The 26,972-nt window shown below is 59.5% G+C and carries 23 protein-coding genes and 2 pseudogenes; 15 read left to right on the top strand and 10 right to left on the bottom strand.

All coding sequences use genetic code 11. From position 1 onward, the window contains the following. Window positions 1-58: 58 nt before the first annotated feature. From ASC95_RS12925 to ASC95_RS12895, 7 genes are all read left to right on the top strand, one after another. The gene (locus ASC95_RS12925; protein ID WP_057298089.1) at window positions 59-1,414 is read left to right on the top strand and encodes a metallophosphoesterase; all 1,356 of its coding nucleotides are present in this window, start codon (window positions 59-61) and stop codon (window positions 1,412-1,414) included. Next, complete coding sequence (locus tag ASC95_RS12920) at window positions 1,411-2,439, top strand: GTPase-associated system all-helical protein GASH (RefSeq protein ID WP_057298088.1); 1,029 nt, start codon at window positions 1,411-1,413, stop codon at window positions 2,437-2,439. Before ASC95_RS12925 ends, ASC95_RS12920 begins: the two co-directional genes overlap by 4 nt. Continuing rightward, window positions 2,436-3,452, top strand: a complete 1,017-nt coding sequence (locus ASC95_RS12915) for a hypothetical protein (protein ID WP_057298087.1) — start codon at window positions 2,436-2,438, stop codon at window positions 3,450-3,452. The genes ASC95_RS12920 and ASC95_RS12915 overlap by 4 nt, the downstream gene beginning before the upstream one ends. Next, the gene (locus tag ASC95_RS12910) at window positions 3,449-4,300 is read left to right on the top strand and encodes a hypothetical protein (RefSeq protein WP_200960129.1); all 852 of its coding nucleotides are present in this window, start codon (window positions 3,449-3,451) and stop codon (window positions 4,298-4,300) included. Before ASC95_RS12915 ends, ASC95_RS12910 begins: the two co-directional genes overlap by 4 nt. 8 nt (window positions 4,301-4,308) lie before the next feature. Continuing rightward, window positions 4,309-6,909: a hypothetical protein gene (locus tag ASC95_RS12905; protein WP_157256265.1), complete on the top strand. Its 2,601-nt coding sequence runs from the start codon at window positions 4,309-4,311 to the stop codon at window positions 6,907-6,909. Between the two features lie 379 nt (window positions 6,910-7,288). Beyond that, window positions 7,289-8,437, top strand: coding sequence for a transglutaminase-like domain-containing protein (locus tag ASC95_RS12900; protein WP_235537908.1), 1,149 nt, complete (start codon window positions 7,289-7,291; stop codon window positions 8,435-8,437). A 188-nt stretch (window positions 8,438-8,625) separates the two neighbouring features. Beyond that, window positions 8,626-9,153 carry a hypothetical protein gene (locus ASC95_RS12895; RefSeq protein WP_057298083.1) on the top strand — a complete coding sequence of 176 codons (528 nt, stop codon included), beginning with the start codon at window positions 8,626-8,628 and terminating at the stop codon, window positions 9,151-9,153. A gap of 110 nt (window positions 9,154-9,263) precedes the next feature. Here the strand turns inward: ASC95_RS12895 and ASC95_RS12890 are convergent, their stop codons facing one another. Continuing rightward, complete coding sequence (locus ASC95_RS12890) at window positions 9,264-10,274, bottom strand: HNH endonuclease (RefSeq protein WP_157256263.1); 1,011 nt, start codon at window positions 10,272-10,274, stop codon at window positions 9,264-9,266. A gap of 21 nt (window positions 10,275-10,295) precedes the next feature. On the opposite strand from ASC95_RS12890, the pseudogene ASC95_RS32515 reads away from it, so the two are divergent. Next, window positions 10,296-10,448 (top strand): annotated as a pseudogene (locus ASC95_RS32515) (hypothetical protein); the annotation flags it as partial. Between the two features lie 1,164 nt (window positions 10,449-11,612). Here ASC95_RS32515 and ASC95_RS32510 read toward each other — a convergent pair. Beyond that, entirely contained in the window at window positions 11,613-12,173 is a 561-nt protein-coding gene (locus ASC95_RS32510) for a histidine phosphatase family protein (protein WP_369820611.1), read from the bottom strand. Window positions 12,174-12,555: 382 nt separating this feature from the next. Here ASC95_RS32510 and ASC95_RS12880 point away from each other — a divergent pair, with 382 nt between their 5' ends. From ASC95_RS12880 to ASC95_RS29960, 3 genes are all read left to right on the top strand, one after another. Beyond that, entirely contained in the window at window positions 12,556-13,473 is a 918-nt protein-coding gene (locus ASC95_RS12880) for a tetratricopeptide repeat protein (RefSeq protein ID WP_057298081.1), read from the top strand. 150 nt (window positions 13,474-13,623) lie between these two features. After that, on the top strand, window positions 13,624-14,685 hold the full coding sequence (gene tnpB, locus ASC95_RS32505) for an IS66 family insertion sequence element accessory protein TnpB (protein WP_369820606.1): 1,062 nt from the start codon (window positions 13,624-13,626) through the stop codon (window positions 14,683-14,685). Continuing rightward, window positions 14,678-18,037 (top strand): tetratricopeptide repeat protein, encoded by a 3,360-nt coding sequence (locus ASC95_RS29960; protein ID WP_082567745.1) that lies wholly within the window; start codon window positions 14,678-14,680, stop codon window positions 18,035-18,037. The genes tnpB and ASC95_RS29960 overlap by 8 nt, the downstream gene beginning before the upstream one ends. Before the next feature lie 29 nt (window positions 18,038-18,066). Here ASC95_RS29960 and ASC95_RS32500 read toward each other — a convergent pair. The 3 genes and pseudogenes from ASC95_RS32500 to ASC95_RS30645 form a co-directional block, all read right to left on the bottom strand. Next, a pseudogene (locus ASC95_RS32500) lies at window positions 18,067-18,201 on the bottom strand (peptidoglycan-binding protein); the annotation flags it as partial. A 402-nt stretch (window positions 18,202-18,603) separates the two neighbouring features. Then, window positions 18,604-19,827, bottom strand: coding sequence for a hypothetical protein (locus ASC95_RS12870; protein ID WP_057298080.1), 1,224 nt, complete (start codon window positions 19,825-19,827; stop codon window positions 18,604-18,606). Between the two features lie 43 nt (window positions 19,828-19,870). Further along, window positions 19,871-20,224 carry a hypothetical protein gene (locus ASC95_RS30645; protein ID WP_157256261.1) on the bottom strand — a complete coding sequence of 118 codons (354 nt, stop codon included), beginning with the start codon at window positions 20,222-20,224 and terminating at the stop codon, window positions 19,871-19,873. A 208-nt stretch (window positions 20,225-20,432) separates the two neighbouring features. On the opposite strand from ASC95_RS30645, the gene ASC95_RS30640 reads away from it, so the two are divergent. Then, a complete protein-coding gene (locus tag ASC95_RS30640; protein WP_157256259.1) occupies window positions 20,433-20,744 on the top strand; it encodes a hypothetical protein in 312 nt (103 codons plus the stop codon). A 609-nt stretch (window positions 20,745-21,353) separates the two neighbouring features. Next, entirely contained in the window at window positions 21,354-21,482 is a 129-nt protein-coding gene (locus ASC95_RS32250) for a hypothetical protein (RefSeq protein ID WP_255355256.1), read from the top strand. 15 nt (window positions 21,483-21,497) lie between these two features. On the opposite strand, the gene ASC95_RS12860 is transcribed toward ASC95_RS32250, so the two are convergent. After that, window positions 21,498-21,974 (bottom strand): HNH endonuclease signature motif containing protein, encoded by a 477-nt coding sequence (locus tag ASC95_RS12860; protein ID WP_162250768.1) that lies wholly within the window; start codon window positions 21,972-21,974, stop codon window positions 21,498-21,500. A gap of 82 nt (window positions 21,975-22,056) precedes the next feature. Further along, window positions 22,057-22,323, bottom strand: a complete 267-nt coding sequence (locus tag ASC95_RS12855) for a hypothetical protein (protein ID WP_057298077.1) — start codon at window positions 22,321-22,323, stop codon at window positions 22,057-22,059. 180 nt (window positions 22,324-22,503) lie between these two features. Here ASC95_RS12855 and ASC95_RS12850 point away from each other — a divergent pair, with 180 nt between their 5' ends. Both ASC95_RS12850 and ASC95_RS32245 read left to right on the top strand, forming a co-directional pair. Continuing rightward, entirely contained in the window at window positions 22,504-22,728 is a 225-nt protein-coding gene (locus ASC95_RS12850) for a hypothetical protein (RefSeq protein ID WP_157256257.1), read from the top strand. Between the two features lie 189 nt (window positions 22,729-22,917). Further along, window positions 22,918-23,040, top strand: a complete 123-nt coding sequence (locus ASC95_RS32245) for a hypothetical protein (protein ID WP_255355255.1) — start codon at window positions 22,918-22,920, stop codon at window positions 23,038-23,040. A gap of 151 nt (window positions 23,041-23,191) precedes the next feature. Here the strand turns inward: ASC95_RS32245 and hxsA are convergent, their stop codons facing one another. Genes hxsA through hxsB form a run of 3 tightly spaced genes read right to left on the bottom strand, consistent with a single transcriptional unit; the run spans window position 23,192 to window position 26,447 of the window. Beyond that, window positions 23,192-23,887 (bottom strand): His-Xaa-Ser repeat protein HxsA, encoded by a 696-nt coding sequence (gene hxsA, locus ASC95_RS29950; protein WP_082567743.1) that lies wholly within the window; start codon window positions 23,885-23,887, stop codon window positions 23,192-23,194. Continuing rightward, entirely contained in the window at window positions 23,887-25,011 is a 1,125-nt protein-coding gene (hxsC, locus tag ASC95_RS12835) for a His-Xaa-Ser system radical SAM maturase HxsC (protein ID WP_057298074.1), read from the bottom strand. The genes hxsA and hxsC overlap by 1 nt, the downstream gene beginning before the upstream one ends. After that, entirely contained in the window at window positions 25,008-26,447 is a 1,440-nt protein-coding gene (gene hxsB / locus ASC95_RS12830) for a His-Xaa-Ser system radical SAM maturase HxsB (protein ID WP_082567742.1), read from the bottom strand. Before hxsB ends, hxsC begins: the two co-directional genes overlap by 4 nt. Window positions 26,448-26,972 lie beyond the last annotated feature (525 nt).

Below are 26,972 nucleotides of genomic sequence, written 5' to 3'. Positions count from 1 at the left end.
TCCCTCAGCGTAATCTTGCTGTTAGGCGAGAAAGATATCGAGCAAACGGGGGGAGTCCATGCCGGCAATATTCGTTCATCTGTCTGATATTCATTTTGGGCAGGAGCGAGATCAGACGCTCTATATCCACAACGACGTGAAGAGGGAATTGATTGCGGACGTTGCTAGAGTCGTGCGCCTTTTGCCGGGCGGCGCCGCGCAGGGGGTCTTAGTGACCGGGGATATAGCCTATTCAGGCAAAGATGAGCAGTACATTGACGCGGCAAAATGGCTTGATCAGATTGCAGAGGCCGTCGGCTGCGACATAACGCGTATTCAAATGGTGCCGGGGAATCATGATCTGGACCGAGATATGCTGTCTCGTGGCGGGCAGCATTTACTGGATGACATTCGAGCAGGCGGTGCCGACGAATATGAGAAGGTCCTGTCGAATGACCTGGATCGCGGGACTCTGTTCGCCCGATTCCAGGCTTATGGCAGTTTCTCAGAGGGTTATGATTGCGTCTTGGATACCGAGGGCAGATATTCGACGAATATGCGCGTTGAACTGGCCCCTGGGCGATTCATAAAATTCGTGCGAATGAATTCCTCCCTTCTTTGCCATGGCAAAGAGAATGACGAGGAGCCTGAACTGCTGGTGGGTGAGCGACAGTTCACGATCCCTCGTGATGACGGAGAAGAGGTCATTGTTCTCATCCACCATCCATTGCATTGGTTCAAGGACAGCGATGCAGTTTCCACCTATCTCAAGAGCCGCATCCGATTGCTCATCACTGGCCATGAGCACAACCCAAGGGTCGCGAAGGAAACGATCGAGGAGGGCGCCGACTTTATGACGTTGGCTGCGGGTGCGGCGGTTCCGTCAAGGTCTGAGACGGCCTATGTCTTTACCTACAACGTCATCGAATTTGATTGGGATAAGGACAGTGACGGTCTAGCCGTAACAATTCACCCGCGGGTCTGGAATCCAAAGATGACGCGCTTTGAAGCAGATGCGGTCCGGCTTGGCGAACCTAATCCGCGCTTCCTGCTCGGTTGCCCAAATTTTCGAGTGTGCGCTGCTGTCATAGGCGACAATGCGACTGCCAAGCCGTTTGAGCCGCCGCCCGAGGTACGGGAAGCCATTGTCGAGATGGTGGTCGAGCCCGAAGGCTTAGAGAAGGGCTTCGCAGTGCCGCCCGAACCACCAAATTATCGTTTGGTCTTGTTGCGCTTCTTCCGTGACTTGACGGAGGGTGAGCGTCTCCGCATCTTGAGTGAACTGGATGCAATACCTGCGAATTCAAATGACCGCATGACACAGGCTATTGAGCGGCGATTGTTTGATTGGGTTGTTCAGCAAGGCCGTATTGAGGATTTCGCTAAACTGATAGATCGCTATATAGCTGGCAAGAACGAGGGAGAAGCAAAATGATCAATCTGGCGCTCCACCTGCGCATCACAGGCATGCAGGTTCTCGACGGTGATGTGAATAGCCGAAAAGCCGCTGCGGCAGATCTTCAGGCCAAGTGGCTGAAAGAGAATGCGTTGGCGACCATTTTTCAACGGGCACACAATATTGCGACGGCGTTGGGTACTGACGGCGATCCGCCGCATGATCTGGCTGTCGAGGTCGAAAAGGCTGTCCAGGATCACGCCTCCGCCTTCTTGTCTAGCGAACGCCCACTGGAAGTGGGAATCTGTGCCGCAGCTGCAATCGACGCCATGCTCGAAGGTTCGAGGCTCGATAGTGACGGATGGACAGTCGTGGATGTACTTGCCACCGCCCTATGGTCGGCTTTGTCGTTCCAGACGCCGTTGCTGGACGCAAAGCGAGAGGCGCTTAGATTAGAAGTCCTTGAGCTAGTCCAGCAGCGGTCAATGGAAGCCGCTGAAGAAAGTCGAGAGCGTACCGAGGTCGCCGACTTTGGAGATTTTGCGGTGGTGGACGGAGACGACGCTAAAACCCTGACCGCGTTCAAGAGGGCAACAGGCAGCACCATCAAAGCCTTGCGCAGGAACGCCGCACTGGATCGGGAAGAACTCGATTTCATGTGGTGGACGTTGGTCGCCCGCAGCCGCCTACTTGATCGGCCGCTCAGCAAGCTGGTGGAGCCCGTGCGTTTGGTTGTCGCTGGCATCGAGGCAGCAGACTACCTTCGTCGCCTTCCGTGCGACGTCCATCGCGACTTGGTCCTGCGGCACGCCGACGAGGACACCGAGGCGACGCTCAGCGTATTGCTCGCTGCGCTTGGCGACGACGCTGCCACAGTTCGGGACTCTCTGGCTGAGCACGATGAAGCGATCCTCGCAACCCCCGGCGTGTTCCCGCTGCTGTCTGCCTTGTTGACTGGCAAAGCCCATCATCATGGTGGCGACGGCCCGCGGTCCTGCAGCGATTGGGGTGCCCGAGCGCTTCTGGAAACGAGCCTACTGACTTCCGGCCCGAGTACTTTGTGAGCACCGCCTGCAATCTTGATGGGTGCACGGTCGGCGAGACCGGGCGTTGTGCGCTGGAAAAAGACCCGGCGACGTGCAGCAATCGTGTCATCGACATCAACGCCCTCAAGGCCACTTTAAAGGATGCGCCGGACGCAGAGGATGCAGGCGCGGTCGGCACTGCGGTCCTGGACGCTCCAAGCGAACCTCCCTCGTTCCCAAGCAGCGCCACGCTTGGCTCGGAGGTCATCGACCAGATGATGGCCTCCCGCTACGTCACCGTTGTTGGGATCCTTGGCGATCCGAACTCCGGCAAAACAGCGTGCCTTGCGAGCCTCTACCTCCGCGTTTCGCGGGGCCTATTGGAAGGTTGGTCATTCTCCGATAGCCGCAGCCTCATGGGGCTTGAGGAGATCTCACGAGGTGCCAGACGCTGGAACGATGGCAACCCGCCTGAGCAGATGACGGTGCACACCAAGATGGCGGATGACAGGCAGCCGGGGTTTCTTCATCTGCGCATGAAGCAAGACCGCGGAGGGCGCCTGATCGATCTGGCCCTTCCTGACCTACCTGGTGAGTGGACCAAAGACCTTGTCCGGACCTCCCGTTCAGACCGTTTCGAGTTCTTGAAGTCCGCCGACGTCCTCTGGGTCATGGTCGACGGCCGAACGCTGATCGACCTGCAGCGGCGTCAAGGAGTCGTGAGCCGCTTGGGGCAACTCGCCGGACGACTTCGAGCGCTGTTCGACGACGCAATGCCCCAGCTTTTGATCGTAACGACTCATCTCGATGAAGGAGTAGTGCCAGAGCCCACGCTGACGAAGTTGCACGCCGAGATCGGCAAGCACAAGGTCAGTGCAAGGGTTGTTTCGGTGGCCTCCTTTTCCGCCAACCCCGACATCAATCCCGGTCACGGGCTTGCCGCGCTGGTTGACGCATCGGTCACGCCGCACAGCGAGCCGCTGCAGTTCTGGCGGTCAAGGGCTCCGCAGGCCGATGCACGGGCCTTCCTCAGCCACAGGAGGTCGCAGTGACCAGGCGCTCGGTAATCCTTATGGGCGGGCCGGATTCCGGCAAGACCAACTTTGTCGGGCGTCTTTGGGTCGCGCTGGACGCTCGCACCGGAGCACTTCACGCAGCGGTCCAGCCAGACGATATTGGCTTCGTCCTTGATACCGCGGACCATCTCTTCGAAGGACATTTCGCCCCTAGAACAGAACACGCAGACCGACGCGATTTCGAAGTGACGGTTGTTCCTGCGGCGGGGGGTGACGAGACCAAGATCTTGATTCCCGACATCCGCGGCGAGTTATGGCGGGACGCCGTGGTGAACTCCGAAATCTCCACCGACTGGATGGCAGAGCTCAAGCGCGCCGACGGCGCTCTTCTCTTCGTCAGGGTCAATTCCGAACTGAACGTGAGTCCCCTTGACTGGGTCACTTCCCAACGCCTGCTTCAGCTGGTAGGAGCTGATGAAGACAGGGATAAGCTGCCGACCCAGGTCATGCTGATCGAGCTGATGCGGTTCCTGGAGCTGACGCTGGCGGATCGGCCGGATGGGGGCAAGCCGCGGCTTTCCGTGGTGGTGGCAGCCTGGGACCTAGTGGACTCCGAGACGCGTGCAGCAGGACCCGAGGCCTTCATCATGAAGGAATATCCAATGCTGGGCGGCCGCCTGCGCGATACGTCCAGGCTGGATGTGCAAGTGTTCGGGTTGAGCGTTGTTGGCGGCGATCTCACGGTGGACGAAGACTACCGCCGAGAGTTTCTGGAAGCCGGTCTGGATGGTCATGGCTGGGTCGACGCATACGAGGGCCCCAGCGACCGATGGAAGCGTGATCCCGACGTGACTCTTCCAGTTGCTTGGGTCGTGGGCGTCTGAGCCAGAACGTGATTCCCATCGAGCAGCAAGTCCACGGCTACCGCCAAGGGCACCAACTCCTCAGTTCGTCGCTTAGTCTGTCGAAGGCTGATCAATCTACGATTGACCAGCTCTCAGATGTTGCTGGACCCTTGCGACCTGGCGAGATGTTCTCGCCGTATATCTCGGCGTACCCGCTTCCGAGCGAAGCCTTCTATGTTCTGGCGCGCACATGGCAGGATTTGACGGTTGCCCGCGCCGGTTGTGTACGGACGCTCAGCCTGCTGATACCTGTGACCGGATGGGCATCAGCGGCAAGTCTGCGACCTTTCTTTGACCTGTTGAAGGACGCTGGCCTGCCCAGCAGTGCGATCAGCGTTGACGTTGTTGAATCCGCGCCTCTACCCCTACCGCCGGCCGACGACTTCAGCGGAAAGGAACTTCTTGAAGCGATGTTCCTGGAAGACGCCAAGCCTGTCGCGCTTTTTGACACCGCCGATCCTGAACTCGTCGCTGAGCGGCTGATGACGGCGATGTGGCCAGGGCTTCGAGCACGCTTGGCCTTGTCGACGTTCGCCCTTTCGCCTCGCAAGGTGGAGGGCCGATTTTTTGATCTTGTGTTTGCACCGAAGGACGCGAAGCCACGCTTCTCCGACTGGCCTGGCCGGCGCGTCGACGCGCGAGCAGGCCGAGACTCGCGTCACCGCTGGACCGGCACGATTTATTCGCGAGTCTTCATAGAGCCGTTCCCAAAGCTGATGAGCGATCGCGAAGGCAGCTTGATCGAGACCAGCGAAGACGGTTCTGTTGCCTCTTTGCGCATTGCCTTGCTGTGGGATGAGCTTCTAGAAAAGGTCGATCGATCTCCAACTGCGGCGCTTGGGCTGCTGGACATCGCAAACTCACGATCGACGTTGAGCGCGGACACGGCGCTGGCGCTCACGCCGCTTCTCCGCGAAGCAACCTCGCAAGCACTGAGCGACCTGCCCGCCGCCGACGCATGGGACTTTCTTGTAGCGATCGTCCGGAAGATGCATGCCGTCTATCCGGCCAGCGCGGTGAAGTACGTTTCGGAGGCCGCTGGAAGGCTCGCAAAGCGGGATCCAGACGGCGCGCTTGCCCTACTTTCACGGTCCGATCCGGAGGACATGCTCGCGGTGGTGTGGCCCACGGTCGCGTCGGGCCTGGCCGAGGACTTTCACGGTGCGGAGCCTGCGCTGATTTCGACTGTGCCTGGCGTGCTCGCGCGGCTTCTGGCTTCGGGGGGGAAGCTGGCTGAGGCGGCTGCTACCTCACCGTCCATGATCTCGGCCTTGGCGCGCGCGCTGTCGGCGGTGTCGCCGGAGCAATTGGCGTCCGTCAGGGTTGCAATGCTGCCACTATTGACGAATGACCATCAGGTGGAAGCGGCAGCGCCGCTGATCGCCTCCCTTGGCAAGGAAGAGCTGTTGGCCGAGGTATTGCACCTAGAGCAGACCAACGGACTTTCTTCTCTCGCCTACGCAGGCCCCATATCGGCGAGAGCCAGAGCGATTGGCGCAACGGCTTCCTTGCGGCACGTTCTGCTGCAGCGAGATCTCACGCCGGGTCGAAGCTCCTTCTTGCAAGCAACGTTGACGCCTTCGCTGGACGACGCGCTTTGGTTGATCAGCAACACGGCTTTGTCCGTCGAAGCAGCCAACGGGTACTTGCTCACTCTCCTACGAGCAGCCTCCGATTTGGATCGGCGAAACCTGCTTGGCAACGAGGCAGTGCTTGATCGAGTTCCTGACGAGGGTGCCGATGTCCTGACGTGGGCTGTTTTCTCCGGTGTTCTGTCGCTGAAGAACTACCTCGCAGTGGTGCTCAGACTGCTACCCCTCAGCGGCGTGGAGGATCGGCGACGGCTCGCATCTCACGCCCTCGAACGATGCCTTCCCTTGCGACTTCCCGACGATGGCGTGTCGATCGTTTCGACGTTGATTGGTGTCATGGCCGAGCGCGTGGACGTCGGACTTGTTGCGCGCGCCGGACTGGGTCGACAGGCAGATACGGATCTTTTGAGCCGCAACTTGATGGCGATGGGGTTGTCAGCTGAAGCAGCTCGGAACCGCTTTGTCGAACATGTGGATGAGATTGCCGCGGCGCTGAGCGCAAGGTACGTTCTTGATCTGTCAAAGGAAGCCGCGTCGAGCTTGGCAAATCTTCTTTGGGCGGCTCAGACAACTAAGCCCATCGTCGCATTGACCGCATCGGGCCAACTGCTGCCCCAGCTGTTCCGATCAAGAGCAGCGCCAGTCTCGATAGTCGTCGCGGCTTGCTTTCCCGTTGTATACCGGGAGCTGGCCTCCAAAGATGACGTGCCTGACCTGGTCAGATTCATTCCGTTCCTGGATTGGGATAGGTGCAAGTCGGCCCGAAAAGAGCTGGTGGACACGTTTTTGGTCGCCTCTGCCTGGGCACCAGAGGACCTGGCGCTGACCGCGTTTCTATGCCTAGACCTCGACAGAATCCTGGGGCGCGTTGCTGAGTCGCATGGCGGGGACCAATATCTCGCGCATGTTCTGGTCGGATCACAGCGCTTGCCTGATGGTCCGCGAGTAGCGACAGAAGCGGCGATTGAAGGAATTCGAAAAGCGAAGTGGAAATGACGCCGCCTCGAGCAGCGGTAGGCACCCGCTGGGCACGCTGCTCGCGCTGTTGTTCGTGCTCGCTTGCTACGTCGTCATCAGGCATACCAAGCCGCCGCGTGGACGGAAGTGACTTAGGCCGCTAAAAGACAGATCCGCGCCTTGCGGAGGCGCCTCGCTGGCCGAAGGTGAGCACATCAAGCAATGGCCTCGCACGAAGGGTTTGCTGGGATAGCGCCGCCACCTGAGGCGGACGCACCATGGCCGGCTGAGGAGGAGGGCCATCCAACAAATATTCAGCGCACTGCTGTCAGCGGCGCGCGTGGGCCCTCCGTTTAGAAGCAAATACAGGGAGGTCGGGATGAGGTACTCGAAGCGCCGCGCGTGGCGAAACGCATTGATGCTGGCCGCAACGCTTTGCCTTGACGGCATGGCGTGCGCCCAATCTCCCAAGTGGGAGCCGTTCTTCCGCTTCCCCGGCACATTTTTTCCAGCCTTTGCCATATCCGCAGCGGGCCGCGATGCCAATGGGCCCACGGAAAGCGGCCCTGCATACGGATACGTGCACTCCGGCTCCCTTGGTATCAAGCTTATTGACCCGCCGGCAGGCTCGAAGGTGAAAGTGCAGATAGAGGTGCCAGAGATCGGCGTCTCGGGCGAGCTTGAGACCCTAGCAAGTAGCGATGGGAAGCCGCACTTCTTGATGCCCCGGCTGTCGTTGAGCGAGGCCAAACTAGCGCGCATCACGCAGCCGCTGACCACCGATGCCGTATTCCGGCTGTATGTGGACGGCGTCCAAGCTGGCGAAGAACGCCGTCCAATCCGTGTCAGGGCCTCAAACGACGCGCCGCTCCGCGCTTGCCGCGCGCCGACGCAGTGCACCGACTATTCGCCGTATTTAGCCGCGTTCGTCAACGAAAACCACCCGGCCATTGATGGCCTGTTACGTTCAGCCTTGGATATCCCAGCGATGCCGGTCAAGTCATGGACAGGCACGCAAGGCTCGCCCGACGACGTGCTCAGACAGGTGTGGGCGATTTGGTACCTCTTCCAGCGGAACAAGGTCACGTACTCCAGCATCACAACCGTTTCAGACAGCCGTCCCGAGCTTGTCTCGCAAACGGTCAGACCATTGAGCCAGACGCTGCGTACGGCGCAGGCGAACTGCATCGATGGCACTGCTGTGTTCGCTTCCGTGCTGCGCAAAATCGGCATCGAGCCAATCATCGTGCTCATACCTGGGCACGCCTTCCTTGGCTTCTATACCGATCCGCAGCACAAACACCCGGTGTTCCTTGAGACGACGATGCTGAACAACGCGAACAACCCGTTCCATCAGCAAGGGCCAACCAAGGCTGGCACTGCCCTAGCGAAGATGCTTCATGCTGATACGCATATGAACGACAGTTGGGCGTCTTTTCAGCAGGCCTTGCGGGTCGGCCAGCAGAACTTCGAGAAAGCCGCACCGAACTTCGGCAAACAATCAGGCTTCGTATTCCTGCCGGTGCTGAAAGCTCGCGAGGCGGGCGTCCAGCCTCTACCTCTGTAACCGCCTGGGCCCACCGCCGCATCCTCGGTCGCTTCGGTGACCGCCTGAGTGCCCGCTTCGCAGCCTCGCGCTTCAATGCAGCGGCTCGCATCTTCTCGGGCGTTTCCTCCGAAACCGTCTTTCCACGATGCTGGCGGGAGACACTCTCCTCCCCAATAACCATCATCCCGTTAGAACACACCAGACCCATGGACACCAGCATTCTTGAGAACGTCGCAGAAGACCTGATCTCGCACCGCCTGCAGCAAGCCGGGCTGCTCGTGGCGAAGCCGAAGTTCGATCAGGCTGGAGCTGACCTCCTGGCGTTTGCTGGGATGGCGGACGGCGTCAAGTTCTGCCGCATTCAATGCAAGGGGCGCACGCTGCAGGGGGCTGACTCGAACATTGTCATCGTCGAGGGCTACGTGACGAACGGTCTCGTCACGATCCTCTACGTCGAAGGCCCGAACTACTCGGGGGATCTGTACTGCTTCTTCGCGAGCGAGGTCACTACTTGGCCGCTTCGAGACGGAAAGCACCGTCTCACCCTGTCAGCTCGTAACTACAAGAAGGACTTGGAGCGCTATCTGGTGGACTCCGTCAAGGTGAACATCATCAAGGACATCATTGCCGGCGCCGAGGCGACCAACGAGTTCAAGCACGTTAGCCATTTTTCGGGCACCGTCCAGCTCGACGACATGGTGGCGTCAGGCGCATTTCAGGGAAGCGCTGGCTAGGACCAGAGAAGGTGTCGTCCTGGTCGCCGCCTTGATCTGGTCGCCAAGGTCATCTTGCATAAGACTTCTTTGTCGATATCAATTCAGGACGGCCTCGTTGACCTACCCACCTAGAGCTCGGCGCCGTCCATCGCGTCCTCCCGAGCGAATACGACCGCCCGAAGTCGGTCGTTCAGCGCGTCACCGCCGACTCCAAAATGAATCTCGCGATGACAGGTGGGGCAGATTGCGCCAAGGTGCCGAGGGTGATCAAGTCCTCCGTCAGAGACGCGGTTAATGTGATGCGGCTCTAGGTAGGGTGATCCATCAGACTTCCGTTGAAACGGTGCAGCCTCGCTGCAGAGCTCGCAAATGCCGGCAGCCCGTGCGAGCGCATATGCGCGAACTTTGGCACTGCGCTGATAAGTCCGCCGAACAGCTTCCGCGGCGTCTGCAATGCCACCAGGCGCGCTTACCGCAGCCATCGCAGCGAGTCGCAAAGCACTGAGATCTACCGGACCATCCGCGGTCGCAAGGCTTTCTGAAACACCGGAGCCCTCGATCGGCAGCAGTTGCTCGACGGGCATCAGCCGGAACACCAGGATGTCTCGCTGGGCGCCCTCGCGGTCGGGGCCTTTGCGAACCAGGTGGGACGTGTAGAGGTACTCCCCGCGGTAGACGTAGTCCCGCCCTTTACCTTGGGACTCAAAAACATGAAGCGCCCTGCCATCCTGCACATGGTTGACGACGGCAAGATTGCCGCGGGCGAGCTGCATGTCACCGACTTGCCCCTCCCCAGCATAGAGCAAGCATCCGCTCTGCTCGAACTCGTCGGCGTAGCCGTATTGCGCGCCCGATCCACCGGTGAAGAGAAAGATAGCTGGCGACGTTCTTGATGGCGCAATGCCGCTCTGGCCGCTACCGCCAAACTTGCCAGTTATCTCCTGCACGCGGGAGTAGGCATGGCCGACCTTGAACGCGGGGATTAGGGGGCGGTCAATCGCGCCGTCTCCGTGGTCAAGCAGCTCAACGGGGTACCGGAGAGCGGCGAAGACATTGTTCGTCGGCGGCCCGCCGGTGAAGTCGGCGACGGGGACACCAGTCGCCAGCGAGAGGATCTTCTTCGGCGGATAACGCTGCATCCCCGTAGCGCACTATGGTCGATGACTTTGTGCGAGGACGTCGCCGCTATGACCGGCGACCCTGAGGACGATGGTCGACCCTGGATCCTGAACGCGCATCGCCTTCCCAGAAAATCGACGGCGGCCTTGTACGCGGTGTGCCCGTCGTGTCTGGCGACCGACGCAGAGCCCTATTGGCGGCGTCAATGGCGCTTGGCCACCAACACGGTGTGCGTCAAGCATCACCGCCGACTCGTCCAGGACTGCCCGGCCTGCGGCGCACCGCTTGGCCTGGCTCCCAGCCGACAAGCCGCACTCACCGACTGCGACGGTTGTGGTGCCAGTTTGATTGCGGCGCCACGCGAACGCGCGGTTGCCCGTCGGCCTTCTTGGCTGGCTCCAGTGCCGGCACAGGCTACGCCTCGATCCTTCCCTGTCTCGCTGGCTTGCTCCGCCCAATGGTGGGTTGGCATTCGCATACTGTTGTACGGCATGTGTTCAGCGAAGGTGTCGGAACTGGTCCTGCGCTCGTCCATCGGTTCGCACCACAAGCAGACTCTGCGTCGTTGCCACGCACTCGGACGCCGCGACTTTTGTCTGTACCCGCTCGACCTTCGGCATGACCTGTTGGCGCTGATGAAGCATCTGACGGAGGACTGGCCTCGCCGCTTTGCGCATCTCATGCAGGAGGCCGGTGTCACCGCCAACCGGTTCTCCAGCACAGAGCTGTCGCGACCCTTCTGGGTCGACTCGGTGCTGTCAGAACATCTGGCTGCGCTGCGTTATGGGCCGAGCGCAGCGGAGGTGCACGCCGCCGTTGCCTCAATACTGAAGCGAGAGGGTCGCTTGCCTTCGAAGGTCCAGCTCAAGAGAACCCTCGGCGTCACCGAGACTGAAGCAATTGACGATGCCGTACCGACGTCGGCTCGGCGGCTAAGCCGCGCCGAGCTCATGGGCGTCCTCGTGCGGCTCGCCCAGGTGGTCCAGGGCAAAGCCGCAGGACGGGAAGAACAGGCGAGTTGGGCGCGGGACGCATGTGCCATCGGCTTGGCGGCCTGGCTGGGCATCTCCTTCCGCAAGGTGGTGCACACCACTTTGCGTCAAGGACGTGAGTTGGAAGGGGAGCTTCGTCGCCAGGCTATGTGTCCGGGCGAATTGCAGCCTTTGGTCAGGCTGCTGCACGGGTGGCTGGCGGACTATCTGGCCAGCGTCAGGCCTCGATTCGCCGGATACGGATCGACAGCAACCGAGCTACTGCTTACCCGCTTTGGCGAACCCTACGGGGGATTTGGCCTGGCCGCACGCTTTGCTGGTCTGCTCCGGGACCACGGGCTGCAATGCTGGCCCCGCGGCGTCAGCCTACTTGTTGGTGCGCCCTTGCGCGAAGACCTGCAGGTCGACCTCCACCATCTGGCAGTTGGCCACGGGGTGCGCCAAATCAAAGGTGCGGAACGACCGCATGTCGAGATTGCTCGCCGGCGCCCCCGCAAGCCAGCGCATTGCATTGATGAATTGCCCGTGCCCGAATAGCACGCACCGCCTTCCGGGGGTGGCAGGTTGTGCCAGGCATCGCTCTATTGCGCCCGTGACCCGCGAGATGAACATCTCAAAGGTTTCTGCGTCATCGGCATCGTGGTGCCGCGGGTCCGCACGATCCCAATACGCAGCCACCCACTGACGACGGTCATGCACCGTGGTCCCGGCGCAGCGCCGAGGCGAAAGGTATGCGAACTCTTCGACCGGCCATACCTGCACCGGCACGCCGCTGAATCGGCTGATCGTCGGCGCCGCGGTATCAAGCGCCCGCTGGGCCGGCGAAGTCACGATGAGCGCCGGCGCATCAAGCCATCCTTGCGCAACGTCGGCAGCTTGGCTGCGCCCCAAGACGGTCAGCCCAATGCTAAGAGGGTCACTTGTCATGGCTCCGGCATTGGCGGTGCTCTCTCCATGACGGATACAGATAAGGCGCATGTCGCTCCTCGCATGGCCCTTCGCCAAGCGACGAAGCCTACTAGGTCTCCGGCCTGCCGTAGTCGATAGCGCGCCGTCCCGACTCGGGCGCCCTCGCAGCGGCCGTCAATGTGAGGCCGTGATGGTGGTGACCGTGCCGTCATCCGCCATCGGATGTCGTGTCCCATTCCCCCATATACGCGAGCCAAGGAGATCCCGCCCAACTGCAACACACCTACATGATCTGCAGGGCAGCCAGTCATTAACTTTGCTGATGATCCTCTTGTCAGAGCTAGGCATCCTGCGTGCGTAAGCGCAATGCCGTGCGATATGGCGAGAGTGGGGGGACAAGATGGACGAGATGCCCGACGCTGAAGAACTGCGGTGGAGCGCAGAGCATGCGATCAAAAAGCGGGAGCTGGAGATAAAAGAGGGAGATCTGCTGATCAAGCAGCAAGAGCTCCAAATTAAAGAACAGGATCTCCAGATCAAGCAGCAAGAGCTGCAGATAAAACAGGAAGATGGATCCAAACAGCGCTTCACTGCGCTCGCGGTGGCGCTGATTGCTGCCGCGACGTCCATCGCCGGTGTCGCGGTCGGCGTGGCTGTAAAAGAAGCGGGGGAAAAAACTCAAGCGGAGCACCGAGAGAAGCAGTTAAAGGCGGAGATTGAGGCTCGCTCCGCTGAAGCCTCGAAAGCCGCGAAGCACGCGGAAGATCTGGCAACTCGGCAGTTCGAATACACCCTCGTGAGGGACGCTGCGAACGACTCAAATCCTTTCGTCGTTCGAAGCAAGATGAAGAACCTGTTGGACTACGGCCTCTTGGTCCTGCTCAAGGACACGGTTTTGCTTCACGTCAACCAGGACCCCGTCGGCGCGAAGGACGCCGCTCTTCGGACGACGAAGATCGCAGGGGGACTGGAAGTACCAACGAACGACGCTATCGAGGCTTACCAAGCTCGCCTCAAGGCCAACCCAAACGATGTCGATGCCCTGATCTTGCTTGGCTTCGCGCTGTACAAGGTCGGCAGGCTTCCTGAAGCTATTCAGTGGCTGGACAAAGCTCTGAGTATTTCGAAGGATTCACCATGGGGGCTATACAACGCCGCCTTGGTCAACTGCCGCGCTGGGGACTATCCAAAGGCGGATGGTTATCTTGGGCGGCTTCTTTCAGCTAACCCCGACTTTGTCGGAATTATCAAGAGACACGGGCAGTTTGACCATTGCAGGGGGCACGCGCCTCAGTTGGCGAAGGTTCTTGGCTCTTGACTCAGGCCGACCACAATGTGTTGTGAAGCACTACGGCGAGTCTCCACTTCCGTACGTGGCCGACGGAGGATCGACGGCGCAACCGACTTGGATGCGGAGGTCGGCCGTTCACAAGCACCGGCACCATCGCCCGCATCGACAGCGTTGGCGGTGACGCCACAACGCGCCGCGCGCAGCACCGGCATCATCGAGCTCGACATTGCAGGTGCTGTGCTGTGCTGTGCTGCGCCTGCGCGGCCCGGTCGACGAGGCCAGCCTGTGCAGCGTGTTGCGCGCGCTGCGCCAGAGCACATGATCGGCCCGCGCGTTGGCACCCGGGTCTGGCTGGCCGCCGGCGTCACAGACATGCGCTGCGGCATCGACAGCCTGGCCGTCAAGGTTCAGACCGTGTTGGCCGAGGACCCGTATGCCGGTCACGTCTTCGCCTTCCGCGGCCGCCGAGGTGACCTGGTCAAGCTGCTGTGGAGCAACGGCGGCGGCATGTGCCTGCTGACCAAGCGCCTGGAGCGCGGCCGCTTCGTCGGGCCGCAGGCCGACACCGGCAGCGTGGCGCTCAGCGCCGCGCAGTTGTCGATGCTGCTGGAGGGCATCGGACGACCTGAACGAACCTGGCAGCCACGCGCAGCAGCGTTGTTTGTGTGCGCCAGCCTCAGATTGACCCCTTTGCCGGAATTCTGCCGACCACCGACTGACCCGGCGATTGCAACGTCGCTTGACGCCGTTGCTCGCCAACCGACGTTGTTTAGAAAGGTCAACCGAAGGTCGGCGGCCCGGGTCAATTTGACGTCGGCGGCAACACGCCGTGACGGTTTGAGCCGGTCCTTGAGACGGCGGCCTAGGGGCCGCGCGCACACTCGCTGGGCTTGGAGGCCCATCGTCTCCCGTCGTCGCCCCTGTTCGCTGTCGCGCCCAGGGGCTCAGGACCGCCGCTGCCTGCACGAACCACCGCCTGAACGTCGGCGGCACGCGCAGGAAGCCACCTCGTCTGTCGGGCGCCTGTGCAACGTGCCGTTGCGCTGGCTCTGCGCTGGACGCTTCGCCGCCATCCAGGGTGCCTTCCTGCGCTGCGCTTGGTCAGCGGCGGACCTCACGCCTGCGGCTGCGGTCCCGGCTCAAGTCGTGCGGCTGGGGCCACACCGGCGCTTGGACCGCGCCTCGCCGGGTAAGTGTTATTTAACCTCAGCCGCTATTACTCATTCAAAACATGCGTAAAAACGGCACTTACCTTGCAGCAAAACAAAGGTCGACGCTTAAAGAGCGGATGACCGCCTTCATATCCACTCTATTTGGCAAGATTAGTCTGAGCGCGACCGCAGTAGCTGTCGCAATAGTCGCACAAGCAATCCCAGAAATAAATAGAGCAGTCGTCAAGATCGAACTGTCAACCATTCCAAAAGCGATTGCCGAGGCAGGCTACAGCGACGCAGTGATTTCGCAAAGAATCATCCAAGAAATCAATTATATAAATTCACAATCTGAAGAGATTGGGAACACAAAACAGCGCCGAACATTTCGAACAGCAGATGAAAAAGAACTTCCGGACTTGGAAGTCCCCGGCACCAAACTATCGTCGAAAGTTTTGATCAGCTGGCTAAGAGAGTTATTTCACAATTCACCAACGAAAATATCAATTCACATATCTAACGATGGCTCCCCAACAGGTGCGCATGCAGCCATTCTGACAGCATATCAAAACGGAACCGAGAAAAGGGCGCTATTGGACGGCGAACTTTCCAAGTTTCAGGATCTAATTTCTGGAATTTCGCAGGAAATTCTTTTGAGAATCGACCCTTCAAAATACGCCAGATCCCTATGGACTTCGAAAGCGGACAACACTGAAATCAACACTGTACTGCAGACATGCCTCGACGAAGCGGAAGTAAGACAAAAGAATCTCTGCCTTGTAGCGTGGGGTGACATTTTATTTGACGGAGGCCACGTATCCGCTGGCGAAAAGAAGTATCTCGAGGCTCTTTCATGGATGGAAAAATCTCCCTCCGCATATGTTGGCCTCGCCAATACAGAACTGTGGCGCGGCCATCGAGTTGCCGCTGCGGAGTTTCTGGACAAGGCTATGAAAGCCGATCCCTCGCTCCTATCTTTGCATCTAATTGCTTCAAACTATGCCCGCGATCGTGGAGATTGGCTTGGTGCCGAACGTGAGGCGAAGAAAGCTACTGAATCAGGAACGTCGGGCATCGCTGCCCTTTTAACACTAGCCGACATCTATGCCAATACAAATAGGGATGACAAAGCAACCAAACTAATTCTCGAAGCCATAGATCGAGATCCGGGAAAGCCCACCACATATAGTGCTATCGGCAGAATTCTCTTCTTGCAAGGCAAAAATGAGGAGGCGGCAAGGAATTTCGCTTCGGCGATAAGGCTTAGCAAATATCAACAGGAATCCATTTTCAATGAATGGGGTATTGCGCTTCAAGGACTCGGCGATTATCTCGGGGCCACGGCGAAGCACCGTGAAGCCGTCAAGAATCGACCCAACGATCCCGGATTTCGGTTTAACTTGGCTCGCGATCTGTTGGAAGTGGGCCGATATGAGGAAGCGGATGCAGAGTATGCCGCTGCAGCCCTAGAGGAACCCCTAGATGCATCGCTATTGGCATATTGGGGCACGGCACGCGCCAAGAGTGGGGACATAGCAGGCGCCGAGCAAAAGTGGATGGCTGCTATGCGGCTCAACCCCGAAGCAGCGGAGCCGAATAACGAATGGGGGAATTGGCATGCGTGGCTCGGCAATTACGTTGCCGCCGCGGAACACCACGCTATCGCGGCGACGTTGGCTTCGGCGGACGTCGGCATAAGAGCAAATTTGGCGGCCGATTATGTAGAGCTGCGTGAATTTGACAAGGCGGAGGTTGAGTATGCACGGGCCATGAGTCTTTATCCTCGCGGGACGTGGATCCTGGCGCGGTGGGGGCGCATGCAGGCAATCCGGGGTGACATGAAAGGTGCCGAAGCCAAATGGGCGGAATCTATTCGACTTAATCCAAAAGCGCCGGATGCCTACACCGAACAAGGAAACTGGTACTTTTCGGTTCGCAAATATTTTGACGCCGCAAAAGCGCATGCGCGCGCTGTCGATCTTGCACCGTCCGATGCATCCTTAAGGGGAAACTTAGCGGTCGACCTTATCGAGTTGAGAGATTTTGAGCAGGCAGAAACCCAGTTTCGCGAAGCATTAAAGATTGACCCTCGCGCTTCTTGGATTAAGTCGCGCTGGGGAACTATGTTGGCTATACAAGGAAACAAGCAGGCCGCAATAGCCAAGTGGGAGGGCGCAATGAAAACCAACCCCCGCGCTACCGATCCCTACAACGATTGGGGCAATTGGCTAAGCACGATTGGCAATTACACGGCAGCAAAGGAAAAACATGCCAGTGCCGTCCGACTTGTGCCACATGACACATCATTGCGGGGTAATCTCGCCAGCGACTACGCAGATTTGTTCGACTTCCAGAATGCTGAGAAAGAGTTCCGCGAAACGATCAAGCTCAATCCAAGAAATATATCTTCTATTTCTCGCTGGGCATTTATGCTAGCAGTGCAAGGCGACCAGAGGGGCGCGGAGGCAAAGTGGCGAGAAGCTATTCGAATAGACCCTACATCGACTGAGCCGTACAGCTCTTGGGCGAGTTGGCTATTCTCAAACGGACAGGCCATCGCCGCCGCAGACAAGTATTTACGCGCAGCGCAAGTTAACCCGCTAGACGCATCACTAAAAGTGTCATTGGGGAATATTTATATTGAACTTCTTGATTTCGATCGCGCTGAAGCAGAGTTTCGCAAAGCAGTTGAACTTAACAAAAACTCTTGGGTGGCGTTATCGCGCTGGGCATACTTGCTCGCGAGGCGAGGAGATAGAAAAGGTGCCGAAGTGAAGTGGGCTGAAGCCACGCAAGCAAATTCCAAAGCATTGGAACCCCATGATGATTTGGCATCCTGGCATTCCTACAATGGCGCCATTGCCTTGGCAATAGAAAAACGGGCTGGCGCCGTCCAATTGGCTCCGCTGGATGTCGGCCTGCGGAGTAGCCTTGCGGAAGACTATCTAGCGAATAACGATTTCAAGCGCGCAGAGAACGAATTTCGCCAAATATTAATTATCAACCCCGAATCTTGGAGAACGCTAAGTCGCTGGGCATATTCTCTAGCCTTACAGAAAAATAGAAAGGGCGCCGCGGCAAAGTGGACAGAAGCCATTCGCTCCAACCCGCAAGCATATGAGCCATACAATGACTGGGGGAATTGGCTAAATTCAATCAAAGCATATGGCGAAGCAGCAAAAAAACATGAGCGAGCGGTTCAATTGGCTCCATTCAATATCTGGGTTAGAGGCAATCTAGCAGACGACTACGTGGGCTTGCAAAGATTTGATGACGCGGATATTCAGTTTCAGCAAGCAATGCGCCTAAATCCGCGGGATTGGTCCATGCTATCGCGCTGGGGGAAAATGCTTTCACTTCGCGGCGACAGCGTCGGAGCTGACGCAAAGTGGGCAGAAATGAAAAATATCAACCCAGCCGCCGAAATACCGTCGCCTTAATATTGACTCAACGCTTGGACAAGTGCGCCTTAGTTGGCCACTGGGACACTAAGCGCGTTGAGTGTTGGCGTCGTCATAGTTCCCGATCGCCGGAGTCCCTTCAATTGTTGGAAGTGCTTGAGCGCCTCTTGGGTCTCCGCGTTCAGGATGCCGTTACCTGCTTGCTGTAAAGCCCCAACCTGGTGAGCGCAATCTGCACCGCATCACCGGCAACTTGCGCTTCTCATCTAGGCTTAGGCTGGGCTGGGCCACGGCTGCGCCGCTGTAGCGGGAAGCTCCGTCGAGGCTCGATCCGGCCTGCCCGGCATGGCCAGCCGCCGATGCCGTCAGCGTTGAACTAGATGTGCTGGGCTCATCGAGCAAACGACTCGGTGCCGGCGGCGGTGACGCGGACACCCGGGACGGCAGCGGCGCCGGCGCGGGGTCCGGAACCAGGTTTAGTGTCGGACTTGACGCCGGCGGTGCCGGTGCCGGTGCCGGTGCCGGTGCCGGCGCGGCATAAGGCCTGCTGGACGATCAGACGTGTTGCCAGCGATGCCTCACCGCGTAGCGTGCTGGGACAGCTGTCAGTTGTCCTGCCGCTGACTGCCTTCCTCGCTGACTTCTTCTGCCAGGGTTTCGAGCAGTCTCAGGAGTTCATCCGACGAGCCCTCCACCATACCTTCGCGACCTTCGTGGGTCCCATCGAGAAACGCCTCGGCGGCCTTCATCTCTACTCGCTTCAGGAAGGTGCGGTAAGGCCGGGTCTGCAACAGCGCCGCACGATGCGCATGTGAAGTGCCGGCCATCTGCTGAGCGAGCAGGCGTTGCCTAAGAGTCGGCGGCGGATGCGTCGAACTGCCAGCGGCATCCGCCTGTGGATCGGGCCAAGTGTTGACAAGGCGTTCGCAGCTAAAGAAGAACAACGGCGCAAAGAACCCATGAGAAACAAAGTAGTCGACGAGTTCATCTTCGACGCGGTCATTGTTGCTCAGCCTGTTCAAGAACCACGTTTCCACAATCATCGCGGCGAGGGAATCCGCTGCCAACTCCTCCTTCCATCCGAGGGGTATGTCTGCATGCAAAAACTCTGCACTGCCGATTAGATGATGCTTTCGCCCGCCTCCACAGTGACCCAAAACAATGTGGGCGATCTCATGAGCGATCGCAAAGACCAGCGTCACTTCCAATACAAATGAATTGAAGCGCAGGTCATACGACGTTTCATCCTGCCGCCCGCCGGACGCCCGCACAAGGAGGAAGTTTTTCTTCTCCCGATATTTGCGCACCATGCCGATCGCCATCTCAGATGCATAGTCAACGCGGCGTTCTAAGATGTCGGCCGGCAAATCAAACGGTCTCGCCTCCGAAAGAAGCATGCCCACTTCCATAAGCAACTGAGCCAAACCGCTATTTATCAATACGAGGTAGCCAAATTCCGTCGGCTCGACAGCCGCGTTGAACTGCAGCGTCGGAAATTCTCCGAACAATAGAAACTCTTCTGCAGGGACTTCGAACGCGGACCCGTAGGCCTCATTCAGGTGATTGATCCTTGCATCCGCTGCCAGTGCTACCGAAGGCACCAAAGCTTGGATTCGATGGTTCCACACGCCGCCGGACGTTGCGACGTCAATGGCACGCTGTTGCAGGACCGTGTCATCAAGCGGCTGCCGATCGGGCGCTCGGCGCCGGTTCATCTCATCTTCGAACTTGAATAGCTTGTACAGGAATTCAGGATCAAATTCGTCGAGGGGGATACCCTCGCTCGCGAGAAGTTGCTTGTAAGCAGACCGAAGATCTTCATTAGCCAAGGCAAGCTCCCGAGTCTTTGACGAACCTGTATCGCAGGACGCTCTATTCCTTTGGAGGGTCTTTGGGCTGGATTTTTACCTGGATGCCAGCTTGAATGCTTGTGTTTGCTTTCAGAATCGACATCAACGACACCTCGCCGGAAGATGTGATCGCCAAATTGAATGAAACCTCTGACACCTTGAATTTCTGCATGGCCTCATTGGCAGAGCCCAAGGCACCTTCTAGTTCTCCGAGAATTGCCTGAACTTTTGTTGCGAGGGATGCGGCATCTACGTCAATAACCTTGGGTGGGGCAGCATTCGCCAGCATATTTCGGCCTGCGCCGCTATCTGCATCAGTAAGAACTTTCAAATCCCATACTCCTTGTCGAATAAAAGGCAGGCGAATAGTGGCCACGTGCGGACAGTAAGCACAGAGTCACCTCACAAGTGTCAACCAGACCCTGCTGCCTCGCCATCACTCAATTAAGGAGGCCATCTGGCTCGGGCGTCGATCCCTGCTGACATGGCGGCCCAGCGTCGCCATGCTTCCGAAAGTCAGTGTCAAGAAACCCGGTAGCAGACTTAGGGAGCGCGAAACGACGGTCGGAAACGAGGGAGCACCAGTGACAGCCAGCGAAGACGATGCGCCGGACCTGCCCAGCCTGCGTCAGGCGGCGACCAGGCATCTCACCAGCGCCGGCGACGCTGCTGAAATCTACGGCGATCTGGCCAAATTCATCGACGTCGCGGACGACCTCAGCGACGAGGTCGTGCTGGTTGAATCGCTTGAACTGGCCGACCAGATCGAGCCCCTGTGCGACCCTATGTGCTCTGCACCAAATCAAGGTTCGCTTGCCCCTCCCGACCGTTCACCAGGACTCAGGCTCGGCGTTGTCCTTCGCCGTGCTCGTAAAGCGTCTTTGGCCGCAACTTAGTCGGCTTGTGACCGCAATGCGATGAACTCGCTGTTCTCTCGAATTTTCCGCATGAACGATGTCACTTTCTCAATGGTTCGGATGTTCGCACCCGCCCACGAGTCGTTCTTCATGAGTTCCGACATGGCCGCAACTGATGGTGACCACCAAGCTTGATAGTGAGCTAGAAATCGGCCGCAAGCCATTGACGAGTTCGGGGCGCGGCCGTAGACCTGCAGCTTAATTTTGCAATCGCTGGACCAGTCTGCAAGGTTTTCCACAGCGGCCGCAATCCGAACGAGGCGCTGGTCGCTTGAGCCCGTCAGGTCAAGCGGACCTAAACCGTAGGAGCCCGCAGAGCTGATGGTGCCTTGCTCTCGGACACGGACCGATTCCTGTGACTGCGCGGCCGTCGAGCAGGGAGCGTCTTGAAAGCTAATTGAGCCGTCCTTTGCCGTGCACTTGTTGACTGCGAAAGCCGGCCCAACCAGACCGGCGAAAACGACGCCCGCGGCAAGTCCACTTACCCTCATACTTTGGTCTCCCTTGCGTTGATCGTACGGCGCACGGGAACTGGTTAGCTCGCAGAACACCCCCGAGACAAGTAGGTGCCCAGTGTGGGTCTACACCATGCGCCCGCTTACAGGGCCGCAGACCTATCGTTGGCTGCTGGTCCACGTCGCCGATGCCTATGACCTGGCCACCGTGCGCCGCGTCTTGGGCGCGCTGAAAGTTGAGCCGTCAGCGGTGTCGTTCTAGCCAAACGTGAAAGCTTTAGGCCGGCCGCCGCCTTTCCCAACGAAGTGCCGTTGACACAGCAGTTGCATATGCGTCGTGGGCCGCAGCATGAGTATCGAAGGGGCCTATGCGCAGCAGTGTTTCGTCGTAGGGAACTACGGCCACCCAACGATCTCCCTCGGACAGCACACCAACTAGCTGAGCGGACGCCGCCTCGGCAAGGGTGAGCTCGGCCTGTTCGTGGGTGCGGCATCGCAAGTTGACGCGGCGGTTGTCGGTCTTGATGCCATTGACGTACTTGATGGTCCCACCGGGCCAATCCCCGTACATCAGCAGCCACGCAACGCGTTGAACCTTATAGGTCTTGTTGCCAAAGCTAACGAGAAGGTAGCCGTGCGATCTGGCCGTGCCCACCCTCTCACGCTCCCCATGGCGGCGGTACAGCATTCCACTGTCGGGGTCATAGCGGAAGGCTTCACGCGCGCTTTCGAAGGTTAGGTCTCGAGTTGCCATCGTCCATGGACTCTCCGATGCGCTCAGCGCGGGCGCTTGCCATCCTATGCGAGCCGTCCGCGGCAAAGCGAACGCTGGCCGTTCAGCCAATCCAGACGGGCTTGAACTCTGCATTGGCCTTCGCCCAGTCCGCCATGCTGATCTCGCGCACCTCAACGCCGGCCAGGAACTGGACGCGCCTGTTGTGAGACTGCGTACCGCTCATCTGGCGGGTGCGACGCATGATGCTGTCGCGGACTTCGTTGGCATAGGTGCGCTGAACGTTGCGCTGAATCGGCTGAATCGCTTCCGAGGAGCGAGAAAACAGGCCAGGGAACTGGTTGGCGCGGTGGGCGGCGACGGTTTGCATGGCGGGCTCCTGGGTGACTGCTTTCGATGACCGTCAGTTTCTCGACCTCGCGGCGTTCCGGCTATCGCCCCGAATGGGGATCTGGGCGGGAGGGCTCCCCCTTTTGGGGGATGCGGCCCCTGGGCCTCCCCCTTGAGGGCGATAGCCGCCGCGGGCCACTGTTCAGACACTAGTGACGCCATGAACCAGCCGCCACCAAATCCAGAAAGCCACCAAGAGAACGCCATGCACCTCGCCGAGCGCCGCACCACCGACAGAACCCACAACGAACAATGGCCCGAGGCCATGCGCGATGAGTTCAGGAAGGTTCAGTTCTTGCACGCTGTCGAGGTCGATGAAGTTGACGTCGACTCTTGGCGCGACATCTTCGAATGCTTCGAAGGGCGCCACGTCCGCTTCATCTGACGATGGCAGCCTGCTGCCCCTGGTTCTGCCGTGCGGCCACCGTGGCCAAGTTCAATACCTGAATGGGAGAAGACAATGGCCTTGTTCGAATTCAACCGGAGTTTCGGACCGGTGGCTGGCGTGGGCCAGCTGTCTTTTGAGCGGGCCCCCGGCCTAATCTGCGCCCGCGATTGCGATAGAAACCTGGTCATGAGCATCGCCACTGGACCAGGATTCGGGCAGCGTCTAGCGGCGGCGTTCGCCGACTATAGGAAGGCGGTGCACAAGGTGGATCGCGTGCTCAACATGCAGGCCGACGCAAAGGCGTACTAGGGAAAGACCACCGAGGCCGTTGGGCACTGGTGGCCGGCGCCCAGGTGCTCAGCGCGGTGCGTCGCTAATGCGCGTGCGGCGAAGGGTGCATCGCTGCTGCCGCGTTTCGGCGGCGGAGCTTGCGCGGCACCGACAGCCAAGTGGCGATCCGCTAACTCGCGGCAGGCACTCCCAGCGCGTTCAGCGTGGGCGTCGTCATCGTCCCGGATCGAGGGAGCCCCTTCAATTGCTGAAAGTGCTTGAGCGCCTCCTGCGTCTCCGCGTTGAGGACACCGTCAACCTGACTGCTGTAAAGCCCGAGCCGGGTGAGCGCAATTTGCACTCGCATCACCTGCAGCTTGCGTTTCTCGCCCAAGCTCAAAGTAGGTGCGGGCTGGGCCGCCGCCGTGCCGTTGTATACAGATGCACCGCCGAGATTGGATCCAGCCTGCCGCGCAGGGAACGCCACTGATGGCGCCAGCACGTGGCTAGGTTGACTGGGCTCGTCAAGTAGACGAATCGGCGCCGGCGGGGATGGCACGGAAACCCTAGCAGGCACAGGCGACGGTGCCGGGTCGGCTGCAAGGTTGAGGGCCGGCTTTGAAGCGGCCGGCGCTGGTGGTGCCGCATAAGAGCTGCTGGATCCTGAATAGTGCGACGAATGGCTGGAATGCGAGCTGTGGCTCGAGTGGGATCGATGTCCCGCGAAGAGGTTTTCTCGATCGAAGTTCAGCGGGCGCAAGGGAACGATGCTCGGCTCCGGTGCTGGGGCGGCGCCGGGCCCGGCTACAGCGCCGTCGGACGCACGCGGTGTGATCAGCGGCAGGCCGGCCACGAACAGCGCCAGGTTGCGAATGAACTTGCTCATCAGACGAGCTCCTGGATCGGTTGAATTCGAGTCGGCTTCCAGCCGCGCTCATGCCACGCGAACAGGCCGGAGCACTGTTGCTTCGCAGCGCAGTTTTCACACTCAGCTGCAAAGACGTTCTTCCAGTCGGAGATGCTTTGATGGGCAAAGCCGCGCAGGCCCGTCGGCAGAGCGCACAGCGGCGTGTTCATGAACAGTACTGGCAGCCCGTACCGCCTGAAGATGGCGACTGCGCCGGTCAGCACTTCGGTCCAGTCCAGCAAGTCCACTTCGCATAGCTCACGGTTCGCCAGGGCAAAGCCGATGGGCTCACTGGCCATCAAGGCCACCTCGCGCACGAAGGGCAAGTTCCTTGCTATGAAGTCGGCCAGATCCTTCAGGTGCTGCAGAACTGGCTCGATCAAGACGATCCGCAGTTGGATAGGCTGCCCGTGCTCTTGCAACGCAAGCAGTCCACCGATGGTTTGATCGAACGCGCCGGGCGCCTGTACGACGAAGTCGTGCAGATAGCTGGCATGGCCATAAAGCGGGACCAGCCAGCTGACGTTTTCCACGGGCGGCTCAAACAGCATGGAAGCGAGCGCCGGATCCGCAAGACGGCGACCGTTCGTCAGCACTTCAATGCAAGTGGCTGGGTGAAGCGCACGCACCGTCCGGAGCAGTCGGACAAGGTCTCCTCCCAGCAGCGTGGGCTCGCCACCTGTGATGCCCAGGTGAGCGGGGGAGGTACGCATGTGACACAGCGTGACCATGGCCTCTTCAATCAACCATGGATCCGCCTGTGGCGTCGGCGGTTGCGAACACATCAGGCAGAGGCTGTTGCATCGGTTAGTGGCGAAAAGCGAGTGGTGCCGGTCGGACTCTCGATAGAGGACCACCACCTTGCTTCGAGCCGTGTCGATGGTCACCACGTCGCCGGCCATGAGATCCGCGCTGGCGGCCCAAGCCACGTTCTTCACCTCGCTGCCCACGAGCCGTTCGGCCTGGGCTTTTTCTTCCGGGGTGTTCGCAACAACAAGAAACCGTAGCTCGGGCGTCCACACCCCAGCCAACTCATCGGCGCTGACCACCCTGTGCACGCCAGGCGCCACTCCAGGTTGAAGCTCGCACCGAACGGTTCTCATGCAGCTGCTCCTGCTGCGCCGGCCCAGCGATGGAACATGTCGAGCTGCTGGGGCTCAGCGTCTTCGACGCGCGCGATGAAATTGTCGAACAGCCACATGTGGCGCTGACAGTGTTCAGTCAGCAGCGGCGAGGCGTCTGGTTTTCCGTACTGCGCCTGGGAGTCGATGGGGTTCGGGGCGCAGAACGGTTGATAGGCGCAATCCCGACAGCCCTCAGCGCTGTGCGAATCACCGGCGCTGGCGATTAGTCGGGCCGCGTCGGAATTCAAGAGGGAACTCAAGGGGTCACCGATGCGGCCCATGCGCCAGCTGGCGTCGCCGGACTCGAGCACCATCCTCGCTTCATCACTTGGGTAGACAAAGCCGTCGTAGTTGTAGACCAGCACGCCACGACCCGATGCGCATGGACTCTGCAAGTCGACGTAGCCGGCATCAAACGGCGAAAGAAGCTTGTTAAGGATGATGGACGCGTAAACCTCTCGCAGCGCGACGCCGCGGGAATTCCAGTCCAGCACACGTTCGAACGCACGGGCATAGAACCGCTGAAAGTCTTCGAGGCTGTAGCCAAGATGCCGTTGGTTCCGCTTCGCAAAGCCGTAAGCACTCAGCGGGCGAAGGAAGATCTCCGAGAAGCCGAGCTTCACGTACTCGTCGACGATGACTTCTGGCTGCGCCAGGGACTCGCGGGTTGTTGTCATCAGCGCGGACACCTTGTCGTGGCCGAGTCGACTTCTTGCCAGTCCGATGCCCGCGAGAGTTCGTTCGTAGGAATCTCGCGTGGGTATTGGCCGGTTCCGGTTGTGCAGCTCAGCTGGCCCGTCGATGCTGGTGGACAGCACCATGTCGTGGCGCGCCATGAAATCGCACATTCCGTCGGTCAGTTGGTGCAAGGTCGATGCAACGACGAAGCGGACTCGGCGGCCGTTGAGCTCTGGCGAGGCCAAGACCCTTTCCACGGCGCGTTCGATCAGGTCGAAGCGAAGGAGCGGATCGCCGCCCTGAAACTCCACCGTCAACAGCCTCGCTGAGCTCTGCAGAACGGTGTCGCAAGCGGCATCAAGCGCTTCATGGCTCATAGTGAAGCTGGTCGCATCAAGCGAGCGCGACACCTGGCAGTACTTGCAGGAATGCGCGCACTGCAGCGTGGGAACAATGATGTGAAGCGCTGGCCCCTGTGTCGTCACCTCTTTTCGAGCGGCGATGCGAGATCGCCGAAGGCGCTCCATGCCCGGCTGGGCGCCTTGATCGACAAGGATGAACTTGGAACGCAAACTCGCGCGCAATTCCAAATTCAGGGCGTCTGGCGCCGTTTCGAGCGTTGCCAGTTCTCGCCCGGACAAGAACACGTAGTCGCCGGTGTCGGAGACCACCAATCTATCGTCACGACCCGCGACGCAGCGAGTCCTGAACGGCAATGGTGCCGATGCATAGGACACGGCTTAAACCTCCCCGGCGGCTGCATTGAATGCGCGTCGCCTGACGCGGTCAGCTCTCCGAATGCCTGGCAGGATACATCTGCATACAGACCTGCGTGTGCGGGTGATTGCGGACAGAAGCCAACTTTCCACAAGGTTAGGACGACTCCCTCATCTGTCCGACCTCAGGCAGCCAAGGAGCGGCCGCCTCACTGACGAGGGCTGTAGCACTGCTACTCACGCGACTTCTCTCGCCTGGTTGGCTGCTTTTCGACTGGAGCGAAGGCCGCCTGCATTCCTTGGTACGGGTGGCCGCAGCGCCAGTGCGATGGCGCAGGCTCGTCATCTGGTCCAGCGCGGCGTGACCCTGGGGTCGTGAGAGGCCGGGTGCTACGACGCAGTCCCGCGCGACCCGAGTCGTCCGCGAAAAGAAAAAAGCCCACCGGGTAAGGATGGGCTTCTCGAACTAGCGTCTGTCTGCGGGTGGAGGCAAAGCCAACGTTTCCTGCAGCGAGTGGGCAAATTGTATGGCAGGAGCCTTTGGCG

Source organism: Pelomonas sp. Root1217 (assembly GCF_001425705.1).
Lineage (GTDB): Bacteria > Pseudomonadota > Gammaproteobacteria > Burkholderiales > Burkholderiaceae_C > Pelomonas.
This window is presented reverse-complemented; position numbering and strand designations above follow the sequence as displayed.

Excerpts from the sequence above, each read along its gene's own strand:
- ASC95_RS12925 (WP_057298089.1), top strand. The coding sequence starts at position 59 with ATGCCGGCAATATTCGTTCATCTGTCTGATATTCATTTTGGGCAGGAG.
- ASC95_RS12920 (WP_057298088.1), top strand. The coding sequence starts at position 1,411 with ATGATCAATCTGGCGCTCCACCTGCGCATCACAGGCATGCAGGTTCTC.
- ASC95_RS12900 (WP_235537908.1), top strand. The coding sequence starts at position 7,289 with ATGCTGGCCGCAACGCTTTGCCTTGACGGCATGGCGTGCGCCCAATCT.
- ASC95_RS12895 (WP_057298083.1), top strand. The coding sequence starts at position 8,626 with ATGGACACCAGCATTCTTGAGAACGTCGCAGAAGACCTGATCTCGCAC.
- ASC95_RS12890 (WP_157256263.1), bottom strand. The coding sequence starts at position 10,274 with ATGCAGCGTTATCCGCCGAAGAAGATCCTCTCGCTGGCGACTGGTGTC.
- ASC95_RS32510 (WP_369820611.1), bottom strand. The coding sequence starts at position 12,173 with ATGACAAGTGACCCTCTTAGCATTGGGCTGACCGTCTTGGGGCGCAGC.
- ASC95_RS12880 (WP_057298081.1), top strand. The coding sequence starts at position 12,556 with ATGGACGAGATGCCCGACGCTGAAGAACTGCGGTGGAGCGCAGAGCAT.
- ASC95_RS29960 (WP_082567745.1), top strand. The coding sequence starts at position 14,678 with ATGCGTAAAAACGGCACTTACCTTGCAGCAAAACAAAGGTCGACGCTT.
- ASC95_RS32250 (WP_255355256.1), top strand. The coding sequence starts at position 21,354 with ATGCGCCCGCTTACAGGGCCGCAGACCTATCGTTGGCTGCTGGTCCAC.
- ASC95_RS12860 (WP_162250768.1), bottom strand. The coding sequence starts at position 21,974 with ATGGCAACTCGAGACCTAACCTTCGAAAGCGCGCGTGAAGCCTTCCGC.
- ASC95_RS12855 (WP_057298077.1), bottom strand. The coding sequence starts at position 22,323 with ATGCAAACCGTCGCCGCCCACCGCGCCAACCAGTTCCCTGGCCTGTTT.
- ASC95_RS12850 (WP_157256257.1), top strand. The coding sequence starts at position 22,504 with ATGAACCAGCCGCCACCAAATCCAGAAAGCCACCAAGAGAACGCCATG.
- ASC95_RS32245 (WP_255355255.1), top strand. The coding sequence starts at position 22,918 with ATGAGCATCGCCACTGGACCAGGATTCGGGCAGCGTCTAGCGGCGGCG.
- hxsA (WP_082567743.1), bottom strand. The coding sequence starts at position 23,887 with ATGAGCAAGTTCATTCGCAACCTGGCGCTGTTCGTGGCCGGCCTGCCG.
- hxsC (WP_057298074.1), bottom strand. The coding sequence starts at position 25,011 with ATGAGAACCGTTCGGTGCGAGCTTCAACCTGGAGTGGCGCCTGGCGTG.